We start from the raw sequence: 18,860 nt of genomic DNA on the forward strand, positions 1-18,860 counted from the left end.
ACAATGGAAAACAACCTGCACACCACCACGGCGGGTCGCGAAACGGCGGCTGGCGACAATGCGGTACCGTTGAATCGACTGAACCGGGCCGAACAATGGAAGCGAATCCGTAGCAACCCGCGCCTTCGCGGGCAGCATGGCGGCATCCTGGACGAATATGGCTTCTACCTGCTGCTGGTGGCCTTCTCGCTCGTTGCAATCCTGGTGCTCTTCTCTGGCAACTCGACAGATTCGCAGGCCCAGCAGTTCACGACTGAGCTGAACAAGGTGATGGGCAAGGTCAAGACGAACTATCGTGGCCGTTACGGCACGGTCACGGTGGCTGCGGTCGTTGACAACGGCACATTCAAGGACCTGACCACCATGACCGTGGACAGCGGAACGGTCACGGTGCAGCCGGGCGGCGGCACGCTGACGATTGTGCCGGGGAAACTGCTGACGGCAAACGATTCCGTGCAGTACACCATCCCGAATCAGCCCGACGCCGCCTGCACGCAGATCGCATCGGCCTTCCAGAGCAGTGCGGGCAAGATCGTTGTCAATGGCACTACCGTCAAGGACGTGGGCGGCAGTGTGAACATGACCCAGGTGAAGTGCTCCAGCGACAGCAACACGATCGACCTTTACATGTCCTGATCGCGGCCTGACGTGCGCATAGACAGCCCGGCCTTTGGCCGGGCTTTGGCATAGGAGAGTGGAATATGTTGATGTCGAACTACGCCATGGGGCTAGCGCTGAGCAGCGTTGCTCTCATGGCATCGGTGCCGTGGACGTACGCCGAGATCGAGGAGGTTCAGTCGGTCGGCACGGGCAACTATATGGCGAACATCGCGTCGGCCGTGAATACCTACACGTTCGAGGCGTTCACGGACCTCGCGAAAAGCCCGACCGGTCCAACGAACCTCACGGTGGGCGGCAAGACCATCGGGGTGCCAAATCCGCTGCATCCGACGGTGCAGGATCTGATCAATTTCGGCCTGTTGCCGATCGGATACACCGACATCAGCCCGTTGGGGCTGTCGTTCCGAGTGGACCTGACGCCGACAAACTGCGGGGCGGACATCACAGCATGTTCGATCCCCGGCCTGGTGTACTCGACGACGGGATACCGGGACGCTGTTGGCCGCGTCCGGACCGACCTGCTAGGTCTTGCTGTGGCGAAGGCCGGGCAGGATGCCGGCGTGTCGTACGCGGAGACACCTGCGACCATCACGGGAATGTCTGCGAGCTGGTCTACCGCGAACCCAGTCGCCGCAAAGCCCTCCGGCGTGCTGGCCATGCGGACCGGATCGAGCTCACTGCTGGCGCAGTCGATGAACCAGTTCTACAAGCGTGACGGCTCGCTCAACCTGACCGGGCCGATGGATGCGAACAACCAGGCGATGAATCGAGTGGGGAATTTCCAGTCGAATGGGTCGGTATCGGCAGCCGGCAATGTGTCTGCGTCCGGCAGTATGTCCGCTGGCGGCAACGTTAACGCGAATGGACTCTACGGGAATTACTTGCAGTCAAATGGCAACGTCGCGGCTGCAGGCACTGTTGTAGGTAGCCAAGTTACGTCGAATGGCAACATCAATAGCGCCGGGTCGGTCGTTTCGAATGGATACCTATATGCCGCCGGAGCCCTCGTTCCGTCGACGGGACAGTGGCAACAAGTTTCCGAGGGACAAGGGTGTGGCGATCCACAAGGGGCGATTCGCAGCGATTCGGCCGGCAAAATTTTGTCATGCCAATCTGGTGTGTGGCGAATGGCTAGTAGTTCTTCCTCAGGCGTGCATTCAATTACGTGGACGTATGGAGGACAGGGAGGTATGGACCGGTTTCCGATGGCGTGTTTCACCTTAGCGGGCTCACCTGGCGTCTATCAAGGCTCCGGTGCAGTTTCCACCGACAACCGGGCGGGCTCAGTCCCGTATAGCGATATGTACGGGAATATGGGATACAGACAATCTGACGGCTATGCGTGTCCGCCCGGCACAGCGATGGTCCCTTTGTACAACATCGCGAGTGGCGGCGGCGGTAGCGGAGGTTGACTCTACATCGCTGACAGAAGTAAAAAAAGCCGGCTTATGCCGGCTTTCCTTTTAGATCGCCGCTTACTGGCACTGAAGCACGGCCACACCAGTTACATCGCCGCTCGAAGGCGTCTGAATCGCGTAGCCGAACGCCAACAGTGGCTTGGATTGATCGGTGCCGAGCGTCTGCACTTGTTGCAGCACGTTCTGTGCGATGAAGACGCCGTTCAAGATAGTCCCCGTAACGGTCGCGGTGGCGTGGGTGTCCGACCCGATGTTGAGATCGATATTGAACGACTGCAAAGTCGGTCCGTTCAGATCGATGACAGCGGTTGCGGCATTCACTTTGCCGGGCGCGAAGTTCCCAGATACTGCCGTAGGATTCGTTGCGGCGAGCAGCGAACAGCTGCGGGTCTGCCCCATGCCGAGGACCTGTTGCACCTTCAGCGGTTTGCCAACGACATACGGGGTGCCCTGGTTCACGCTGATGGTACCAACAGAGCTGCCACCGTCTGTCCATCGGCCAATGGCGAAGTCACCGTTGCCCGCTACATCAACAACCTTTCCGGAATTGAGCGTCACCAAGCTGTTTGCGTCAACGCCGAACTGTGTGTACGCGCCTTCGGGCGTGGACTTCTGGAACTGAGCCGCGAAGGTGGCCGAAGAGATGGTGCCGGCAACAGTCTTCGTTGTCGACGAGCCCTGCGGCACGAGGATGACTGCAAGGGGGTCTGCGGAAATCGCAGGTGCGGTGCCTTGTACCGTGACGGCGGGCGGGGGCGGCGGGGTCGGCGTTGCCGGCTGCTGCGCGGGCGGTGCACTGTCACCACCACCGCCACCGCAAGCGGCCAGGGTCAGGAGTGCTGCAGCAGAAACGATGGAGAGTGCGAACTTGGTCTTTTGCATTTTCTTCTTCCTCTATTGTTCAGGATGGACCGCGATTCGATTTGAACCGCTTGATTCCATCGTACGGGCGTGATCCGCAAGTCAAGCCCAGTCGGTCAGTTGCCGATACCCCTCTTGAAGAGACGTTCGTGCATCCACCCGTCACTAGTGGCGACTAGAACAGCTCTCGCGCCGACTTTTTCGCTCGTGCCTTTGAGTTCCGGATATGCGGCGCGCATCTCCGGGAGCTTGGCGAAATCCGGTGCATCAGGAATCTCGTAGGTGTAGTTCACCTGGGAGACTTTGGAGCCAAGCATGTCGGCCGGTTGAGTGAAATTCTCGACCTCGACCACTTTGACCTTGCCGATGCAGAAGCCGTCCCAGTTCTCAATGTTTCCCCCAGCGCCTTTTACTAGGTACTTTTTTCCCAACTCCGTGAGCGAGTACTCCGTTGCAGGTATAGGCGTCTTGTTCCAAGGATTCAGATTCGGCATCTCGGTGTCCGCTTGAGCCAATAGGCCGGCTTTCGCTAGTGCTTCCGCCTGTACCGGGCTCCTGAGGAAACGGAGTCCATCTTTCTTCTCGATCTTGTACGGGAACGCCTTAGCGGGCGCCAGGAGGCAGACACCTAGAGTCTTGTCGTAATAGTCTTGTATCGCCGACTTGAAGTTGCCCTTGTTCGCGTCCTGTTTGCTGCCGCACGCGGCGAGCGTGAATAGTGCGGCGGTCGACGCAAGTGTCAATGCGAGCTTTACTTTCATTATTGGGAGGGTAATCGTCCAGACGGTGGAGCGGCCGGCGGTAAGGCCGGGCTCTCTAGCGGCCACGATTGTTCAAAGCGGCCTGAATTTTCTTGTCGGTCTTGTACTGGCTCAGCGCGTAGGTCGACCAGATCGCGGCCGGAATCCAACCGATGATCGTGATCTGCAGGACCAGGCAGATAATCCCTGCGAAAGGGCGTCCAATTGTGAAGAACTGGAACCAGGGCAGGAGGATGGCGAGGAGCAAACGCATAGTAAATGTGTCAAATCCGACAAAGTCCGCAAGGATACAAGAAGGCGGACCGAAGTGGTATCGGTCCCTTCGTTGCCGTCCTGAACCCCCGATTGGAGGGGTGTCATCACCGTGAGCGGTAAAGTGTGGACCCACAATGATTGCAGATGTGGTGTTGCCGCACCTTGATGAACGCCTGCTCACGCCACAGTCGAATGCTCCGCGACCCGCAGCGATTGCAAGACATGCCCCCGGCTGCGTTTCCGGGATTGGCCTTGGCGTACTGTTCGACCGTGGGTGGACCTGGACGGGTGAGCGCGTAGGCGAGCAGTCCGAAGTAAGAGAAGACGAAGCATCCAAGACTCCAACCGAACTTCGAGCGGTCATCCCTCTGAGCCCAGCGGAAGGCCACGTAGGTAGGAATCAGGGTTACGATAATAATTGCAAAATAGCCGTTCAAGGTTCTACTCCAGTTTGGCACACGGTCGAGCGCGGTTTCGTTACTTGCGGCGACGGTTCCCGCCGCGCGTGGCCGTCAGCGTCCCGTTGCAGCAAGGGCACGTAAAGGAGTGGGAGAGTTCAATCTTCGCCGACGAGTTGGACGCCAGATATGGTGTCCCGCATTTCCGGCACGGCCAAACCGCCAACTCCTCATTCATTGCCATGGAACGCGCCAAGTGCATAGAGCGCTCGGGAGGCACTTTGCAATCGTCTGCAAAGAACGCTTTGTTGATGTCCATGGTTGCGACAAAGCTCTCCGGGGTCGAAACTTCGCTGGCAATGGCAGAGCGAAAGAGCCATATTTGGAAGGTCGATTGGACGCGGCGGGGCGCTGTCTCGATGAACCATGTCAATGATGATGGCGGCTGCCCGGAAGGCGACGCTTTGTCGTGGATCCTGCGGTACGCCTCGCGGACAACATCGATGCTGATGTTAAACAGAGACGACACGCTCTTGGCACGGCAACCGAAATACAGGAACGCCTCGAGGAGCGCCTCGCGTACGAAGTTCTCCAGGCGGAAGTTCCCCCAAGGCTCCGAGTGTGGGAGCCTGTCCGTGTGCAGCGGAGACGCCTGCATCAAGAAATGAGCGATCAGCTCCCGTGTCAGCCTCCCGGCGTGAGTCTCGAGCCAAAAGACCTCGTCGGCAAATCGCCAGTGGAACAGCGGCACCATGCGCTCGGAGATGGCGACGTCCATCTCGTGTTGCGGGATTGAGCGCAGATACGCCGCGAGCTCGTTGGAAATGCCCACCAGCGGCGCCGCGAGTACCGACATGTTGAGCAAGTCATAGAGCGCGGTGACATAGGACCGATTGGTGCTCTCGAGGGCAAGGCGCTCGACGATGGACAGATCGTTCGGCAGCGAGTCTTTCAATCGTTGCATCGTCATTGTCGGCATCCCGCCTTCGATGAACGAGCGCCAATCCGCCACCGAGGAAAGTGCCGGCGCGAACGCAAGGAAAGGTGTGCAGAAGACCTTATTAGCATGAGTCTGGTCGCTGCGCAGGGCAAAGAGGTCACTGTGGCTCACCCGGAAAACCCGTTCGAGGTCTGGACGTACCGCCATGGCATTCACCACATAGTTGCTAATGCGCAGATTGGCCGACAGGGCGCGGTCCTGGACCCAGCTCGGGACAATGAAGCGTTCGAAGATGGGGCGGGGAGAGTTCGCTTGCATGTCAGGCTCCGGTCAGGCCGTTGAGTTCGTTATGGAAGGATTCGATCCGACGACGCAGTGAAATCAAGGCGGGACCGTGCTCCTTCTTCTTGATCGATTGGATCGTTGCACGGAACTTGCTGAGGGCTTCATCGAGATCCGCGCAGAGCCCATCGATGCGTAGCGCCGTGCTGCGGGAGTCCGCCACCTGGGTTTCCTTGGCCTGAATCTGTACGTTCAAGTCACCGAGGTGTTGCTGTGCTTCGCGCAACTGCGCCTTTGCCTCGTCCAGTTGCTTATTGGCCTCGATGACAGCGTCCGCAACGCTCTTGTATTCCGGCGGCACGACTTCGACCTGCACCTCGCGGACGACTTCGCGAATCTTCGACTCGGTCAAGGTTTTCTGCAGCGCGGTCTTCTCCGCTGTCAGGCGCGACACCAGGACCTGCAGAGACTCCACGGCATTCGCTTGAGAGCTGAGAGCGGCCGTGGAACGATCGAGTTGCTCCTTCTGCGCCAGCTTTTGCGCTTCCGAGGTGTTCGCCTGCTCACGCATGACACGCATCTGGGCTTCGAGGTCCCTTTGGCGCTCGAGGCTCTCGTTCAGCTGGTCTTCCGCTGCTTGCAGCGTGGCCATGACGCTGTTCAGTTCCTGGTGAGTCTTCCGCGACCACTCGATGTAGGGAATGATGTCTTTGCGCGAATAGGTCTCGTTTGATTTGCGCGCATCGATGAAGCGCTGGATTTCTTCATCAGTGATGTCTGCGCGTTTCAGAATGGTCAGTTCGCCGAGATTCAGGAAAGTGATGGCGTCGGCATTGTCGGAGAAGTGATGGAAGGCTTGGAGGTACTTGATAGCCGAGCCTCGCGAAATCCTTAGCGCTTTCGCAGCGAAGGCATACAGCAAGGCATCCGCCTCGCTCTGCGAACGCTCTCCCTCACCAAAGCGCTTCTGAACCGAGGTGAGGATCGCGTGATAGATCTGGAACATGCGCGAGCCGATCGAGGCGTGTTCGCTAAGGATCCGACGCCGAGAGATTTCAATCTCTTGCGCGGCCTGGACGATGCGGCCGATAGCGGCGCTGTCGACGTATTGTCCCAATTGGCCCATGGCGAGCTCGCGCAAGGAATGCGAGGCGCTCGGATTGACGATATCAAATCGCGGCTGGCCGTCTTTATCTTCGTTCCCTTTGTTTTCCATCTTTGTTCCGTCATGAAAAGGAGAGTGATGCGGACCCGTATGTGCCGCACCTCCTTCAACCTACCACTCGAAAAGCGATGTCAAGTGAGACGAAAAACAGATGCAGCGACCGGACAGAAGCTTATGCCGTTGTCGAGCGCTTGTGAGGGTCGAAAGCTCGGCAAAACCACATAGCTTTCAACGCCCAAGCCCAAATCAGCGGTGCTTCAGTGCCTCTTTTATCGACTCGGGTTTAAGCAATTAAAGGCTAGTGCCCCTTCAGTAGGGACGCCCTGTCTATACAGGTTTCGCCCCTATGGACCCTGGCGTAAGAGCGCGGCGAAGGAACATGTTCCCTTCAAAAACGACGAAAGCTCGGTCTACAGACCACTGATTCGCAGGCGATGCCCACGAACGGGCCCAACCTTGTCAGGCAACGAAATCGCGTGTAGAGTCAACACTACCTTCAGCGTCCCTCGACGCATCGATATCGCGGTGGCCAACTGGCCTCGACATAGCGCAAGCATCAGCGCACCGCCCATTTCCCTATTTTTCCCGTACACCGATAGCGCCTTTACGACATGCGTCGCATGTCTTAAGCGCGTTGTGGTCGTGCGCGCGTCTATGGATTCCTTGCTCGTCCGAGCATCGAAAAATCGCCTGGCTTCAGCCAGGAAATCCCTTTAAACGTTTCTCGATAGAAACCATGGAATCCTTTGCCAAAAATCTCATCAAGCGTCCGCTTCAGCTTCTCGCATGGTCCCTGGCCCTGTTTGTAGCTTCGCAGTCGTTCATCGTTGCGATGTTCTTTTCCGCTGTTGTGTTCTTCTACCTGAAGGAGAAGGCCACGCAGGGGAAAAAGGTCGTACCGGCAGCGCCGAAAGATGCGACGCCTGAGAATGCTGCCGACTCCAAGCCGGCAGCTGTGGAGCCGACGACGCCGCCTGAGAAGCAGTACGCACGCTCGGCCGTGGTGACGCCAATCCGTCGTACCGGAACGCATGATCGTTCCTAATCACTAGCCGCCCGCTGTTTAGGGCGGCCTCTTCCACCTGTCGCGGGTATCCGATACCCGCCGGCAGGTGGGTCTTCGGACGCCCGTTCGGAGACCATGATGGACGCTTTGGCCGCTGGATGGCAGCTCGACTTCTTCGGTGAAGCCGCTGCAATCGTTGTGCCCCCTCCGAAAGTCGACCCCCTGCCGGACCCCTCGCTATGGAGCGATTCGGTCCGGGAGAAGATGGTCGATGCACTCATTAGCCTGGCTTGCGATAGCCGCCGCGGCGACAACATGCCAGAGTCGTTAATCGACTGTGCTGATCTGCTCCGTGACCGCATCCGAAACAAATCGTCGCTCGACTTGGAGGAGTACTCCATGACGCTCGGCTGGATCTTCGGTTACTGGGGTGGCGCGCTTCCCTATACGTACGTCTGTGCACTCTGTGGCGTGAGCCCCGAGGTGCTGCAGGACGTCGTTCTCAACAATGCCCGCCTAAAAGCTGACCTCGATGAGGTGCGCAGGCAGTGCTGCGGCTCACTCCTATAGGATCATATGACCTTCATTCAATTGCTCAGACACGCAGCTTCATCGCTGTTCATGTCGGTTACGCCGAGCGCTGCGACGAACGATGCACCGGTCAGCGTAGGTGCAGGCGCACCCAACGAATACCAAATCCACATTGACGGTATTCCGCACCTTTTTCGAGACGAGGGCGACCACGTCGTCCATTTTGTCGCAGCGTTCGATCGGACCATCCAACACACGGCCTTTGGCAACAAGCTTCTCCCCGAAGTGGTACCGCGTTGGAATAAGGTGCAGACATATCGCGGGCCGAAGGACACCCCCCAGTCCGTCGCCGAAGCCGTCGTTCGCAGCTCTAAGCGTCCTGGCACGTCCTCAGCAACGACACAGGAGCCTGGTGACAAGCGCCGGGTGGCTGGATTGCCGTCCGCGGCTCCACGTGACCCGGTGTCCGTTAAGACAGAAGAGCCGTCTGGCGCTGCCTACACCGTCGGAACGCTCGTGGAATGGGGCGAGATGGAGTTCCCGAATCGCAAGCCCGGCGGCAAGCCGACCTACCGATCCTTCGCCGTGAAGTTGCAGACCGAGGCAGGCATCAAGACTCTACAGGGCGAAGGCCTCAAAGACGTCCTGGCAGATGCCAGCTGCAAGGTGGGCGAGCGGGTAGGCATCAAGCGGCTCCGTAAAGAGAAAGTTCCCGCCTTCGATCACCAGACCGGCAATCCCATCCTCGACAAAAAGACGGGCGAGCAGAAGCTGTGGGATCGGTGGGTGTGGGCGATCAATCGTATTCATTGACAAGGAAGCATCAACATGGCGTCGGTAAACAAGGTCATCCTCGTTGGCAATCTCGGGAGCGATCCCGAAACACGATATCTGCCGAGCGGGGATGCCGTGACGAACATTCGCATCGCAACCACGGACCGTTACAAGGACAAGCAGTCCGGCGAGTTCAAGGAAGCGACGGAGTGGCATCGCATCTCGTTCTTCGGCAAGCTCGCCGAGATCGCGGGTCAGTATCTGAAGAAAGGATCGTCGGTCTACATCGAGGGTCGCATCCGTACACGCAAGTGGCAGGACCAGTCCGGCCAGGACAAGTACAGCACCGAGATCGTTGCCGATCAGATGCAGATGCTTGGCGGACGTGGTGGTCAATCGTCGGCCGAGAGCGGCCCTGAGGAAGCTGCATCATCCCGGTCACGCACGCGTGGTGATACCTCGCATGAAGCATCGAGGTCCAGCGGGTACGGCGGCGGTGGTGCACAGCCAGGATTCTTGGACGAAGACGACATACCCTTCGCGAGCAATCCGATGCTAGACGGTATCCCATTCCGTCGCTGATTCGCTGAAGCGCTGAAGTAGCAGGGCGCCTCGCGGCGTCCGCTGATCCATCATGTTCACTCCCTACTGTTGCCGGTACGCCGGCAACAGTAGCGCCACATCTTCCCCCCGCCCCGCGGGGCGCGACACAACCTTCCCACGATCAAACGTCATGCTGAAACGACCTTCTGGCAGAGCCGGGATGTCTTTTGAGCAAGCGTTCCTCCGCCTGTCTCAGGCATCGACAAACCTACTCCCCTGGAGTCCATCCCATGAAATTGAAGGATCTGAGCGTGATTGTTGCGAGTTGGGAATCCCGTCAATGGGATGCCTTCGTTGCAGAGTACCTGCCTGCCGGCGTGCTGACCGATGCATTCTGGAGCGGTCGGCCTTGTCCTTGCCCCATATGCGGAGGCAAGGATCGCTTTACCTACACCCGTAACCGTGATCGCGGCGACTGGGTGTGTCGGAAATGCAATAACGGTAGCCCTGGCGGTGGCGACGGCCTCGAGTTGGTCCGCCGCTATACCAACATGTCGTATTTCGAGATGAAGCGCAGGCTCAACGGCATCAATAATCCGGTGCCATTGGATTTGCCTAACAGGCCCGTTTCGGACCGTAAGCCGCTCGACTCGGCGGCAAAAATGCGCCGGATCGAGAGGCAGTGGACCGGTGCCGCTAGCCTCACGCCGGGCGACCACGCCATGCAGTATCTGGCTGCCCGAGTCCCAGGGCTGCGTGCTCCAAAGCCACAATCCTTGCGGCTGGCCGTGCAGGAGTACTGGCACGAAAAGCAGTTGATCGGAAAGTATCCGACGATCGTTGCGCAGTTCACGCTGCCAGACGGCCGTATGGCGACGGTCCATCGCACGACGCTGGACCCACACAAGCCCGCAAAGGCGACTGTGGTAACAGCCGATGGCGAGATTCTTCCCAACAAGCGCAATGACGTTTCTGCGCTTTCGCCTCGCGGCGGAGCAGTGCGGCTCATGCCGCCACGCGACGGCGAGCTCGGCATTGCGGAAGGGCTTGAAACGGCGTACGCCGCATACATGCTTTTTGGCATCCCGACCTGGTACAGCCTGAACCGTGTGTTGCTGAGTCAGTTTGTGGTCCCAGATGGCCTTGGGGTTCACACCGTTCACATCTTCGCTGACTTCGACGAGATCGACGTGAAGACTGGAAAGTCACCGGGAATGGCCGATGCGCTTGGGTTGCAAAAGCGCCTTCGCAGCGAAGGCTTTAAGGTCGTACTGCATCGCCCGAGGGTTCGCGGAACAGACTTCTGTGACGAGTGGCGGACTGCATATCAACTGCGGCAATTGTCTGAACAGGCGATCGCCGCCTAATTTCAGCCGCCGGTAACGGCGGTTCGTTCAAATCTCTGCCCTGTGGGTTCGCCCACAGGGGGCGAAATCAATGGTGGCAGATCCCCTCTGGAGAAAGCAATGCCACAGAAAGGCTTTACTGTCATCGTCAACAAGCTTCACATCCACGCCATGCGTAGTACGGCCAATCGGGACGTCCAGGCATGGAAGTCCGAAGCTCAGTTTTTTCACGTCTACCGAAAGGACGGCAGGGACACCTTCACGCTGCTGGAGAGCAACCTGTCCTTCGATTCCGCCGTGGATTTCTGTCTTGCTCCTTGCACGCTTCACTGAAGCGTGCCGACCTCATTAAACACAAAGCCCAGCGATCACGCTGGGCTTTTTTGTTTGTGTGGCGGCGATCGATTACGCCGTTCGGCGCGCCTTGATACCGCGGTAGACGGCGACGCAGGCCTCAAGCACACAGTAGCAGATCACGGTTGCGAAAACGAAGCGGTTGATATCGTGGTTGGTGGAAAGAAACTCAAAGAAGCGCATGACTGTTTTCTCCTGAACGGTTTGTTATAGATTGCCACAGCAATGTTGCGCGTCAAGTCGCGCTAGTATCGGGCGAGAGCTTGAGTGAGTGCGGCAACGTCGATCCCGGCCAGCGGGTCCGCAGGCGTGTCGGCATCTGCCCGAGTCTGCGCATCAGTGTCCGCCTGCTTCGCCGTTGCCAACGTTGTCGCCGTGACGGCTGGCGGGATCACAGGCGCGATGACGGGCTCTGGTGTTGCGGCCGGTACCGATGCCGGCACCGATGCGACTTGCAACGGTGCTGTGTCACCCGGTGACGAACGAGCATCGATGGCAAGCTGGCCCTCGAGCACGGCAGACGAGCCCGCGACCCCGAATCCAGGTATGGGCAGCCGGGGTGTGCCGTTAGCTACCGCCACGCCCATTGCCTGCAATCCTTGTCTTGCCAGCATGCGCAGAACGAAGGACCGTTCGCGAGCGGACGGAAACTGCTGCAGGTACGTGATCAGGTCGGACTCGACCAGGGTCACAGTCATCTGGAGCTTTTCCATGGAAGCCCTTACGCGGCGCGCTGTGCTTGGCGCGCTGCCGCGCCGATGGTGTAGAAGCCCCGCACATTCGCAAAGCACGGCGAGTCCATCATGTGGATCGGGTTAAGGGGAAACGCTGCCCGGATCGCCGGTGCATAGAGTTGGGCACCGCCGCCAGTCAGGATGATGGCGCGCAAGTCGTCGGTACGGCCCACGCGGGTCTGCACTTCCTTGACTGGCTGCTGGGTGAGCGCCATCGCTTCAGACAGGTACGGAGCCAGGTCGAGATTCTCCCCAAAATACACAAGTGGCTTGGCCTCGCGAATCGCCTTGTCGATGCGCTCGATGCCGGCATCGGGCTGGCCGCGGTCAGCGGAGATCAGGCTCGCGACCTGCTGATAGACACGGGCAGCGCCGCCAGGAACGCCGCCGCTGCGCGTATCGTCGACGGTGTAGCCCCGGGCCACCACCCAGTCGGTCGTGAAATAGCCGACATCGATGACCAGGTAGGCATTGTCGGGATCGTACTGCTTGCCGCTTTGCTGAATGTAATGAATGAGCGTCCCGAGCGGTTGCGGCAACGGCAGCACGCTGCCGACATGGATGTCGCCCCACCCGAAATCGTGCGTGCCGGCGAAGCGGTCCTTCAGGTGTGACGCGTACTTCTGTGTGTTATGGACCGGAAGTCCCAGCACGAGCCGGTCGACCTCCCTTGCGCCGGCATAGTGAAGTGCGCCGGCAAGTAGGGCGGCGTAGCCCGGCGTGGATGCGAAATCCTCGGATAACGAGCGGCCCGTATGATGCGCACCGCTGATCGAGACGTCCGGCCCGACCTCGTAGCGCGCACCATCCACTTCGACGCTCAGAACATTGCGGCCCTTGAAGACGCCGCCCCCAAATGCGTTCAGAGAGCTGTTCACCGCGAGCGGTGCAAGCGACGGGAACATGTTCGTCGCGATCTCGGAGCCCATCGCCCAGGCGGTCTTGGTGTTGCCATATCCGACGTCGATTGCGATGGTCGGGTGCTTGATGTGGTCGATTTGTTGCTTCATTGTCAGCTACCTTTCAGATGGATTGGTCCGTTCTCGTCGATGTGTCGCGGTCGGAGCAAGTCTTTGCGAGTCCCCGTTGATGGCACTTGGTCACCACTAAGTGGCACTTGGTGCCATCAAGTCCCATGAACTCGGACCAAGGGGTGGCACTTGAAGGGACTTGGCGGGACATGCTCAGGCGTGGACCGACTTCGTGGCACATCGCTTTCACCAACTCTACCGGCGAAAATGCGAAGTCAAGTTCCGAAAGCTGGTCGATTTGGCGTGCGAACCGTTGCCCAAGATTCGCATCCTGGTTTATTCTTGGTGCACCTACCGCGTCCCCGACGCATCGACCTCGCCGCCATCTATGCGGCAAATCCCCCCCGAATCCGTCTTACACATGGGATCGGGGTGCATCTGTCTGAGCCGCACAATGTCGCGGCATTTTTTTCAATCGGCTCAAGTACATACTGGACCACACTGAGTACCCCGTACACCGCGATACCAATTGGCTTTGCGGTCGGTTTTGGGGAATGAGCTGAAATGAGGACATGTGCAAGCCGGACACCCGGACACATTGGTACCTCGAACTATTCCACTAGCCCAGCGGCGAGAAGCGGGGTGAGCGAACGTTGAGCCCGATACACGGCGGTTCAGATGTCGCTACCTGAAGGGCAGGACGTAGGTTGATTTGATCAACCGGACGCTCCAACACCATACGAACGGCGTGCGCGGCCGTAGAACAGAACAGCGCAACAAGAGTTACGCGGGCGGCGTGGCGTGGTGCTTGCACCAAGCGGCGTTCATGCTGGGGAGCGGTTCCCCTCAGCAACCGGGTAGCCCGTCGAGCGTATTGCGCGAAGCGCAATAGGTTCGGTCGGGACAGTCATGCACGTTTCTTCCACGTGAGGGCTGACCAGCCATGGAATCGCTAAAGGACCTGGAAGAGCAGGGCCACCACTGGTGGATAAAGGGCAAAGTGGGGCTTAGATACGACACGCAGTGTTACGGGGAACACTGTGGGGATGTAGAACGCCGGACGTGGGAAATGGGAGGGAACGATGCGCCAGATGGCGGTATTCAACGTACGTGGATTGTTAGCAAAATACGAACTGCCTACTCGAATGAGGTCGGAGTTAGAGGTGGTATTAACCGACAACCTGAGGAAGATCCTCAGTCAGACGAGAGTGAGTCTGAAAAGCGCGTCGCTGAAGACGCAGGAAAGGCGAATGTACACAGTGTGCCGCTCGTTTGTGGAGTTACGTGAGCGAGGCTTCATGCTTGAGAGCCCGTACTCGCTGCGGCACAAGCACGTCCAGGCACTGGTAAATCGATGGGTGGAAGAAGGGCAGACCGGGGGGACGATCGAGAACAAGCTCAGTCACCTCAAGGCGCTCTGCCAGTGGCTTGGAAAGCACGACCTGATTCGCCCCCTGGGAGACTACACGGACAGGGAGGCGCATGGACTCGTCCGTTCCTATGTGACGAGGAAGGATAAGTCGTGGGAAGCGAACGGCGTAGACGCTATGGCGGTGATCGCCGACATCGAGAAGGACGACCCACGAGTCGCTATCCAGCTGAAACTGCAGTCGGCATTCGGACTACGCGTTGAGGAAAGCTGGTCGCTCAAGATTGCTACGGCGCTGAAGAATCTGGACACACTAAGGGTGGTCGACGGTACGAAAGGGGGGCGGAAACGAGAGGTGCCCATTCGGCTTCAACTTCTGGTGCTTGAGCAGGCCGCCAGGCTCGTTGATCCGCTGAGCGGCTCGACAACCCCATCGTCTTACAACATCAAGCGATGGAGAAGCCGTTACAACTCAGTGCTCCGCAAGCACGGCGTGTACAAGAAGGGGTTGGGCGTTACTAGTCATGGCTTGCGTCATGGGTGGGCGCACCAGATGTATGAGGAGTTGGCCGGCGTCCCTGCGCCCATTAAGGGCGGCGAGGCGCCTGATCTGGAGGCCCATCGACAGGCTATTCAGGCGATCGTGCTTGCCGCCGGCCATAGCAAGCCGTCCAAAAGTGGTGCTTATCTTTCAACGTTCGCAGCCATGGCTGCGGTCGATAGGCCACAAGTCTCGAAGGAAGATGTTATGGCGGCTCTCCGTCGGCATGGAGGGAACAAGAGCAAGGCAGCTGCAGAGCTGGGAATAACGCGCCAGAGTCTTTACCGACGAGTTGCCAACTGAGTGAAGGAGTTCACGTGCACGAAAACAAGGAATACACACAGGCGGAATTGGTAGCGATTGTGAAGGAAGGCATTTCCGTGGTCGCTATAGAGCGTTGGCCTTTGATCAAACTTCCTGAATCGCTGAGCACGGTAGCACGCGCTGCCTTAATGGAAGATCCTGACGACGCGAGCGCTCAGGAGGAGCTTGATCGTGCCCTACTCCCTCGGCACGGCCTACGTACCGCCTGGGGCTGTATCGTGGTGGAGTTCTCGGCGTCCGACTTGACGGACGGTACAGTGATGGTTGAAGTGTCCGGATACTTGAATGAGGATCCGTACTTGCAGCTACCTCATTTGCGACAGGGCGTCGAAGAGGTGGGGCTGTTCCTGAGTGACGTTGCGAACGCGATGTTGGAGTCTGAAGCAGAGCTATCGATGTGGGACTGCGATCTGGAATGGCAGGACAACTACACTACGAGCCAGCTATTTAATCTGTTGGGGTTCATTGGCGTTGCCGACAATGTCGCTTTCATGAGGGCCGGCGGCCAGATCGGTGATTGGCTTGCGAAGACTGACATACATGCGATCTTGCATGCCTGCCGTGATCCGAAACTGCTTTCCTCTCTTGACGACGAGTCTCGCCTTCCGATTACTCGGAGCATCGTCGAATAGTCGTCAACTGACAGCGCGTGATTTTGAGCGGTTTTCTTGAGCGTGCTCATGATAAAAACCCGGAAAGCTCGCGGTTTTGTACCGTCATTCCGGGTGATTTGCCGATGTGGGCATGGTTGAATCGGAATTTCCAAGACCAGTACGGAGAAACTTGCATGACCAAATCTGAACTAATTGACGCTATCGCTGCTGGTGTCGAGGGCCTGTCCAGGGCCAAGGCAGAGCACGCCCTGAACGCCACCCTCAATGCCATCATGGATGCCGTGGCCAAAGGCGACACGCTCACGTTGGTCGGCTTCGGTGCTTTCAGCAAGGGAGAGCGAGCTGAGCGGACTGCGCGCAATCCGCGCACCGGCGAAGAAATCCGGGTCGAGGCAGCCAAGACCGTGAAGTTCAAGGCCGGTCAGCGATTCAAGGATGCCGTAAACGGTGGCGCCGGTGCACAGTGACCAGACGGGCACGGCCTCGCCGCATTACGTGCCAGTCGCACAGCTGCTCGCCGGCACCACGGAGCTCCCCCAACGCATCGACGCATCGGTCGTGCGATATCGGGGCGTCACGTGTCATGTTTATGGCGTTCTCCATGGTCTGACCGGCGGTACCAACCGGCAATACAAGGCCCTGGTGGAGCAGGCCATCGAAGATGCCCCGGGCGAGCTAGTCTTTGGCGAGACGAAGTTCGGGAAGCTCTATCGAGGCATCCAGGTGGAGATGGACGACTGGACCGAGATTCCGCTGCGCGACGCCTTCCGGATGCAATTCAAGGCGGCGCTGACGCCGATGCGAATGTTCATGGTGGCCGCCGGCATGCGTCGTGAGCGCCGAACTGAGGTTGACCGCTTTGGAACGGGCGGTGTTCGTCGCCTGCAGGACATCGGCGGCTCCGCGGCTTTCCATGCTTTGTCGCCCGAGGAACGTCGCAGACTTGCGGGATTTCCCGATCCTTACTCGTACCTCGTGGAGAACTGTCGTCGGCGCACGGGCGGTGGTGACCGCAAAGGGCCCGTTTTTCCCGACCCGGATTGGCGTTGGCTCGCGATGATTGAGCCGGAACTCAACATTCCGTTGCGCAGCGTCTTTATGCTGGAGTTTGCTGTGGAGCGGGCTCGAGTGCTCGGCGCCAGCGAGATCTCGATTTTTGTTGGCGAGATTCACAACTCGGACATGGCGTGGTTGGCCGGCCTCGACGAAACGCTGCTGGACCAGACGGTACTGCGGACGGTGAACAGTGTTCGGTCGCGCGCCATAGAGCTCGCCGGTGCGCGAGGCCGGCCATCACGCCTCAGGTTTGCGCTTGCCGCGCTGGCGGGAGCCAGCATCCCGCTGTCGATCTATTTTGGCTTTGGTATGTGGCTCTGGGCCAACCGGTAGACCAGAAAACCGGTATCAAGAACGCGAAAGGCACGTCTACGGGCGTGCCTTTCGTCCTTTTTGAAGGGAACATGTTCCTTCGACTGCTTGTCCGGTGCGCTACCGTGCGTAGGCCAGAAGCAAGGTAGCCAGGGCGCCGGCGTCGCCTACAAGTCGATGGATCGAGCCTGCGGGAGATTTGTCTGCCAGTGATTCACCCGACACCAGCCACGAGAACTTCACACGGCGGGAGGTCTTTTCGCCGGGATGAGGCGTCGGCGCGGGAAGCTCAATGGGCTGCGATCGCTGCGCACCAGTGAGCGCCGGAAAAGGATCTACGCCCGTAAAGTGCGCAAGTTCATCGATGCTGATCGCGCTGTATGCCGGCGTCGCGTCGTTGCGAACCACATAGGCCGCCGCGCCCACACCTGGCACGTAGATGGCCTTCCACAGATAGGTCGGCACCCGGACCCGGCCATTAAGCGCCGCTGCGTCCTTTGCGAACGCCGGGCCGGTCACCACATGGACGGTGCCATGCTCTCGCGCGAGCCTGCGCGTCGAAGTCTCGATGTGGCTCCACGTCCGGCGGTTCGACACGCTGTGCTGAGGCACGATGTTGGCCAGGCTGAAACTCTCCGCCTGTGCGGATTTATCGGGGAAATCCGCGCTCGGCGATAGGTGGCCACGATCGAGTCCAGATTTTAGGTAGTCAGTAAGCCGTGCACGGGCCGATGCCGGGAGGCGGTCTTCCTCATAGAACTCGCTGTCGCGCGGAAGCTTGCGTGCAGCCTCTACGGCGGCGGCCGACAGGCGCTCTGCGGACCACAGCGCCGTACGTGTGTTGTCAGAGTAGAGCACGGCATACGCGCGGTAGCAGAGCAGGCGTGTATTCCCGGCCTCGACACGGACGGCGGGCTCGCCCACAGAGAGGACGTTCGGACACGGAGCAGCGTCTTTGGCGAGAGCCGAGGTGGTAATGCCCAGGGCGGCGAGGACAGTGATGAGCTTTCGGAGCATGGAAGGACGGAAGAGGTTGTTGGACACTCTTCCAGCTTGCCAGCCGATCACCGAAGTCAAGCCCTCATGGCTGCCACTGATCCGGGACGCCATCGATGGCTTTGCCGATGAACTCGTGCAGGTCCAGCAGGGGCCATTCCTTGTCGGCCAGCGCCTCTTCTGCGATCTCGGCGCAGAGAGCGGGAACCGGCTCGAATCGAACCATGGGTGCGCCGTCGATGTAGATGATCTTGGCGCGCTTGAGAAGCTTTTGATACCGCTCAGCTTGGGACACGACCGTCTCGGGCGGATCCACGTGCTTGAACACGTAGCCGGGTTGCGCCAGTGCCGCCGCCATGGCAGCGAACTTCGGGCCCACGGTCTCCCAATCCGAGGTGTTGGCGGCGATCAGATTCAGGAAATAAGGAATATCGGAGCTGGTCAGCGTGCGCCGTGCCGTCATGGAAATGGCTTCCTGATCGGCGCGGCGATGTTCGACCCGGTTGTTCCAGATCGCGGTAAGGGTGGCGAACGCAGTGTCGCTTCCCGGCGAATCCATGGGGACCGGCGGTGTGGAAATGCCGCATTCTTCACAAACAACGACGGCCTGGAGTCGTCCCGCAATATAGAGCGGGGAGCCGTCGCAATGTGCGCAGGGGAGAAGGCCGCTGGGCATGGGAATCAGTCA

General features: G+C 59.1%; 23 protein-coding genes. 12 read left to right on the plus strand and 11 right to left on the minus strand.

The window, feature by feature from the left end; translation table 11 throughout:
• Positions 1-3: 3 nt before the first annotated feature.
• On the plus strand, positions 4-636 hold the full coding sequence (locus AC3G88_RS21590; RefSeq protein WP_488893910.1) for a type 4 pilus major pilin: 633 nt from the start codon (positions 4-6) through the stop codon (positions 634-636).
• 65 nt (positions 637-701) lie between these two features.
• Entirely contained in the window at positions 702-2,033 is a 1,332-nt protein-coding gene (locus tag AC3G88_RS21595; RefSeq protein WP_488893911.1) for an adhesin, read from the plus strand.
• A 63-nt stretch (positions 2,034-2,096) separates the two neighbouring features.
• Here AC3G88_RS21595 and AC3G88_RS21600 read toward each other — a convergent pair whose 3' ends face one another.
• The 6 genes from AC3G88_RS21600 to AC3G88_RS21625 all read right to left on the minus strand — a co-directional run bounded on the left by AC3G88_RS21600 (position 2,097) and on the right by AC3G88_RS21625 (position 6,752).
• On the minus strand, positions 2,097-2,921 hold the full coding sequence (locus AC3G88_RS21600) for a hypothetical protein (protein WP_488893912.1): 825 nt from the start codon (positions 2,919-2,921) through the stop codon (positions 2,097-2,099).
• 95 nt (positions 2,922-3,016) lie between these two features.
• Positions 3,017-3,727: a hypothetical protein gene (locus tag AC3G88_RS21605; protein WP_488893913.1), complete on the minus strand. Its 711-nt coding sequence runs from the start codon at positions 3,725-3,727 to the stop codon at positions 3,017-3,019.
• A complete protein-coding gene (locus AC3G88_RS21610) occupies positions 3,717-3,914 on the minus strand; it encodes a YqaE/Pmp3 family membrane protein (RefSeq protein WP_488893914.1) in 198 nt (65 codons plus the stop codon). Before AC3G88_RS21610 ends, AC3G88_RS21605 begins: the two co-directional genes overlap by 11 nt.
• A 106-nt stretch (positions 3,915-4,020) precedes the next feature.
• On the minus strand, positions 4,021-4,374 hold the full coding sequence (locus AC3G88_RS21615; RefSeq protein WP_488893915.1) for a PLDc N-terminal domain-containing protein: 354 nt from the start codon (positions 4,372-4,374) through the stop codon (positions 4,021-4,023).
• Between the two features lie 19 nt (positions 4,375-4,393).
• On the minus strand, positions 4,394-5,572 hold the full coding sequence (locus AC3G88_RS21620) for a FlhC family transcriptional regulator (RefSeq protein ID WP_488893916.1): 1,179 nt from the start codon (positions 5,570-5,572) through the stop codon (positions 4,394-4,396).
• Position 5,573: 1 nt separating this feature from the next.
• On the minus strand, positions 5,574-6,752 hold the full coding sequence (locus AC3G88_RS21625; protein WP_066733012.1) for a hypothetical protein: 1,179 nt from the start codon (positions 6,750-6,752) through the stop codon (positions 5,574-5,576).
• Positions 6,753-7,437: 685 nt separating this feature from the next.
• Between AC3G88_RS21625 and AC3G88_RS21630 the strand changes: the two genes are divergently transcribed.
• The 6 genes from AC3G88_RS21630 to AC3G88_RS21655 all read left to right on the plus strand — a co-directional run bounded on the left by AC3G88_RS21630 (position 7,438) and on the right by AC3G88_RS21655 (position 11,234).
• Positions 7,438-7,746: a hypothetical protein gene (locus AC3G88_RS21630; RefSeq protein WP_488893917.1), complete on the plus strand. Its 309-nt coding sequence runs from the start codon at positions 7,438-7,440 to the stop codon at positions 7,744-7,746.
• 99 nt (positions 7,747-7,845) lie between these two features.
• Complete coding sequence (locus AC3G88_RS21635; protein ID WP_066733121.1) at positions 7,846-8,277, plus strand: hypothetical protein; 432 nt, start codon at positions 7,846-7,848, stop codon at positions 8,275-8,277.
• Between the two features lie 6 nt (positions 8,278-8,283).
• On the plus strand, positions 8,284-9,051 hold the full coding sequence (locus AC3G88_RS21640; protein ID WP_066733008.1) for a hypothetical protein: 768 nt from the start codon (positions 8,284-8,286) through the stop codon (positions 9,049-9,051).
• 15 nt (positions 9,052-9,066) lie between these two features.
• The gene (locus AC3G88_RS21645; RefSeq protein ID WP_066733006.1) at positions 9,067-9,594 is read left to right on the plus strand and encodes a single-stranded DNA-binding protein; all 528 of its coding nucleotides are present in this window, start codon (positions 9,067-9,069) and stop codon (positions 9,592-9,594) included.
• Between the two features lie 257 nt (positions 9,595-9,851).
• Positions 9,852-10,922, plus strand: coding sequence for a DUF7146 domain-containing protein (locus AC3G88_RS21650; RefSeq protein ID WP_488893973.1), 1,071 nt, complete (start codon positions 9,852-9,854; stop codon positions 10,920-10,922).
• Positions 10,923-11,021: 99 nt separating this feature from the next.
• Positions 11,022-11,234: a hypothetical protein gene (locus tag AC3G88_RS21655; protein ID WP_488893918.1), complete on the plus strand. Its 213-nt coding sequence runs from the start codon at positions 11,022-11,024 to the stop codon at positions 11,232-11,234.
• Between the two features lie 72 nt (positions 11,235-11,306).
• Here AC3G88_RS21655 and AC3G88_RS21660 read toward each other — a convergent pair whose 3' ends face one another.
• The 3 genes from AC3G88_RS21660 to AC3G88_RS21670 form a co-directional block, all read right to left on the minus strand.
• Positions 11,307-11,438, minus strand: coding sequence for a hypothetical protein (locus tag AC3G88_RS21660; protein WP_255366004.1), 132 nt, complete (start codon positions 11,436-11,438; stop codon positions 11,307-11,309).
• 62 nt (positions 11,439-11,500) lie between these two features.
• Positions 11,501-11,968 (minus strand): hypothetical protein, encoded by a 468-nt coding sequence (locus tag AC3G88_RS21665; protein ID WP_488893919.1) that lies wholly within the window; start codon positions 11,966-11,968, stop codon positions 11,501-11,503.
• A gap of 8 nt (positions 11,969-11,976) precedes the next feature.
• A complete protein-coding gene (locus AC3G88_RS21670) occupies positions 11,977-12,999 on the minus strand; it encodes a PRTRC system protein D (protein ID WP_066733000.1) in 1,023 nt (340 codons plus the stop codon).
• A 1,043-nt stretch (positions 13,000-14,042) separates the two neighbouring features.
• Here AC3G88_RS21670 and AC3G88_RS21675 point away from each other — a divergent pair.
• The 4 genes from AC3G88_RS21675 to AC3G88_RS21690 all read left to right on the plus strand — a co-directional run bounded on the left by AC3G88_RS21675 (position 14,043) and on the right by AC3G88_RS21690 (position 17,197).
• Positions 14,043-15,173 (plus strand): helix-turn-helix domain-containing protein, encoded by a 1,131-nt coding sequence (locus tag AC3G88_RS21675; protein ID WP_488893920.1) that lies wholly within the window; start codon positions 14,043-14,045, stop codon positions 15,171-15,173.
• A 14-nt stretch (positions 15,174-15,187) separates the two neighbouring features.
• Positions 15,188-15,826 (plus strand): hypothetical protein, encoded by a 639-nt coding sequence (locus tag AC3G88_RS21680; protein WP_488893921.1) that lies wholly within the window; start codon positions 15,188-15,190, stop codon positions 15,824-15,826.
• A 155-nt stretch (positions 15,827-15,981) separates the two neighbouring features.
• Positions 15,982-16,275 carry an HU family DNA-binding protein gene (locus tag AC3G88_RS21685; RefSeq protein ID WP_488893922.1) on the plus strand — a complete coding sequence of 98 codons (294 nt, stop codon included), beginning with the start codon at positions 15,982-15,984 and terminating at the stop codon, positions 16,273-16,275.
• The gene (locus AC3G88_RS21690) at positions 16,256-17,197 is read left to right on the plus strand and encodes a hypothetical protein (protein ID WP_488893923.1); all 942 of its coding nucleotides are present in this window, start codon (positions 16,256-16,258) and stop codon (positions 17,195-17,197) included. The genes AC3G88_RS21685 and AC3G88_RS21690 overlap by 20 nt, the downstream gene beginning before the upstream one ends.
• A gap of 99 nt (positions 17,198-17,296) precedes the next feature.
• Here the strand turns inward: AC3G88_RS21690 and AC3G88_RS21695 are convergent, their stop codons facing one another.
• Positions 17,297-18,244: a DNA/RNA non-specific endonuclease gene (locus AC3G88_RS21695; protein ID WP_488893974.1), complete on the minus strand. Its 948-nt coding sequence runs from the start codon at positions 18,242-18,244 to the stop codon at positions 17,297-17,299.
• A 13-nt stretch (positions 18,245-18,257) separates the two neighbouring features.
• On the minus strand, positions 18,258-18,731 hold the full coding sequence (locus AC3G88_RS21700; RefSeq protein ID WP_488893924.1) for a hypothetical protein: 474 nt from the start codon (positions 18,729-18,731) through the stop codon (positions 18,258-18,260).
• Positions 18,732-18,860: the final 129 nt, after the last annotated feature.

It is taken from the genome of Cupriavidus sp. 86D6 (assembly GCF_057815095.1).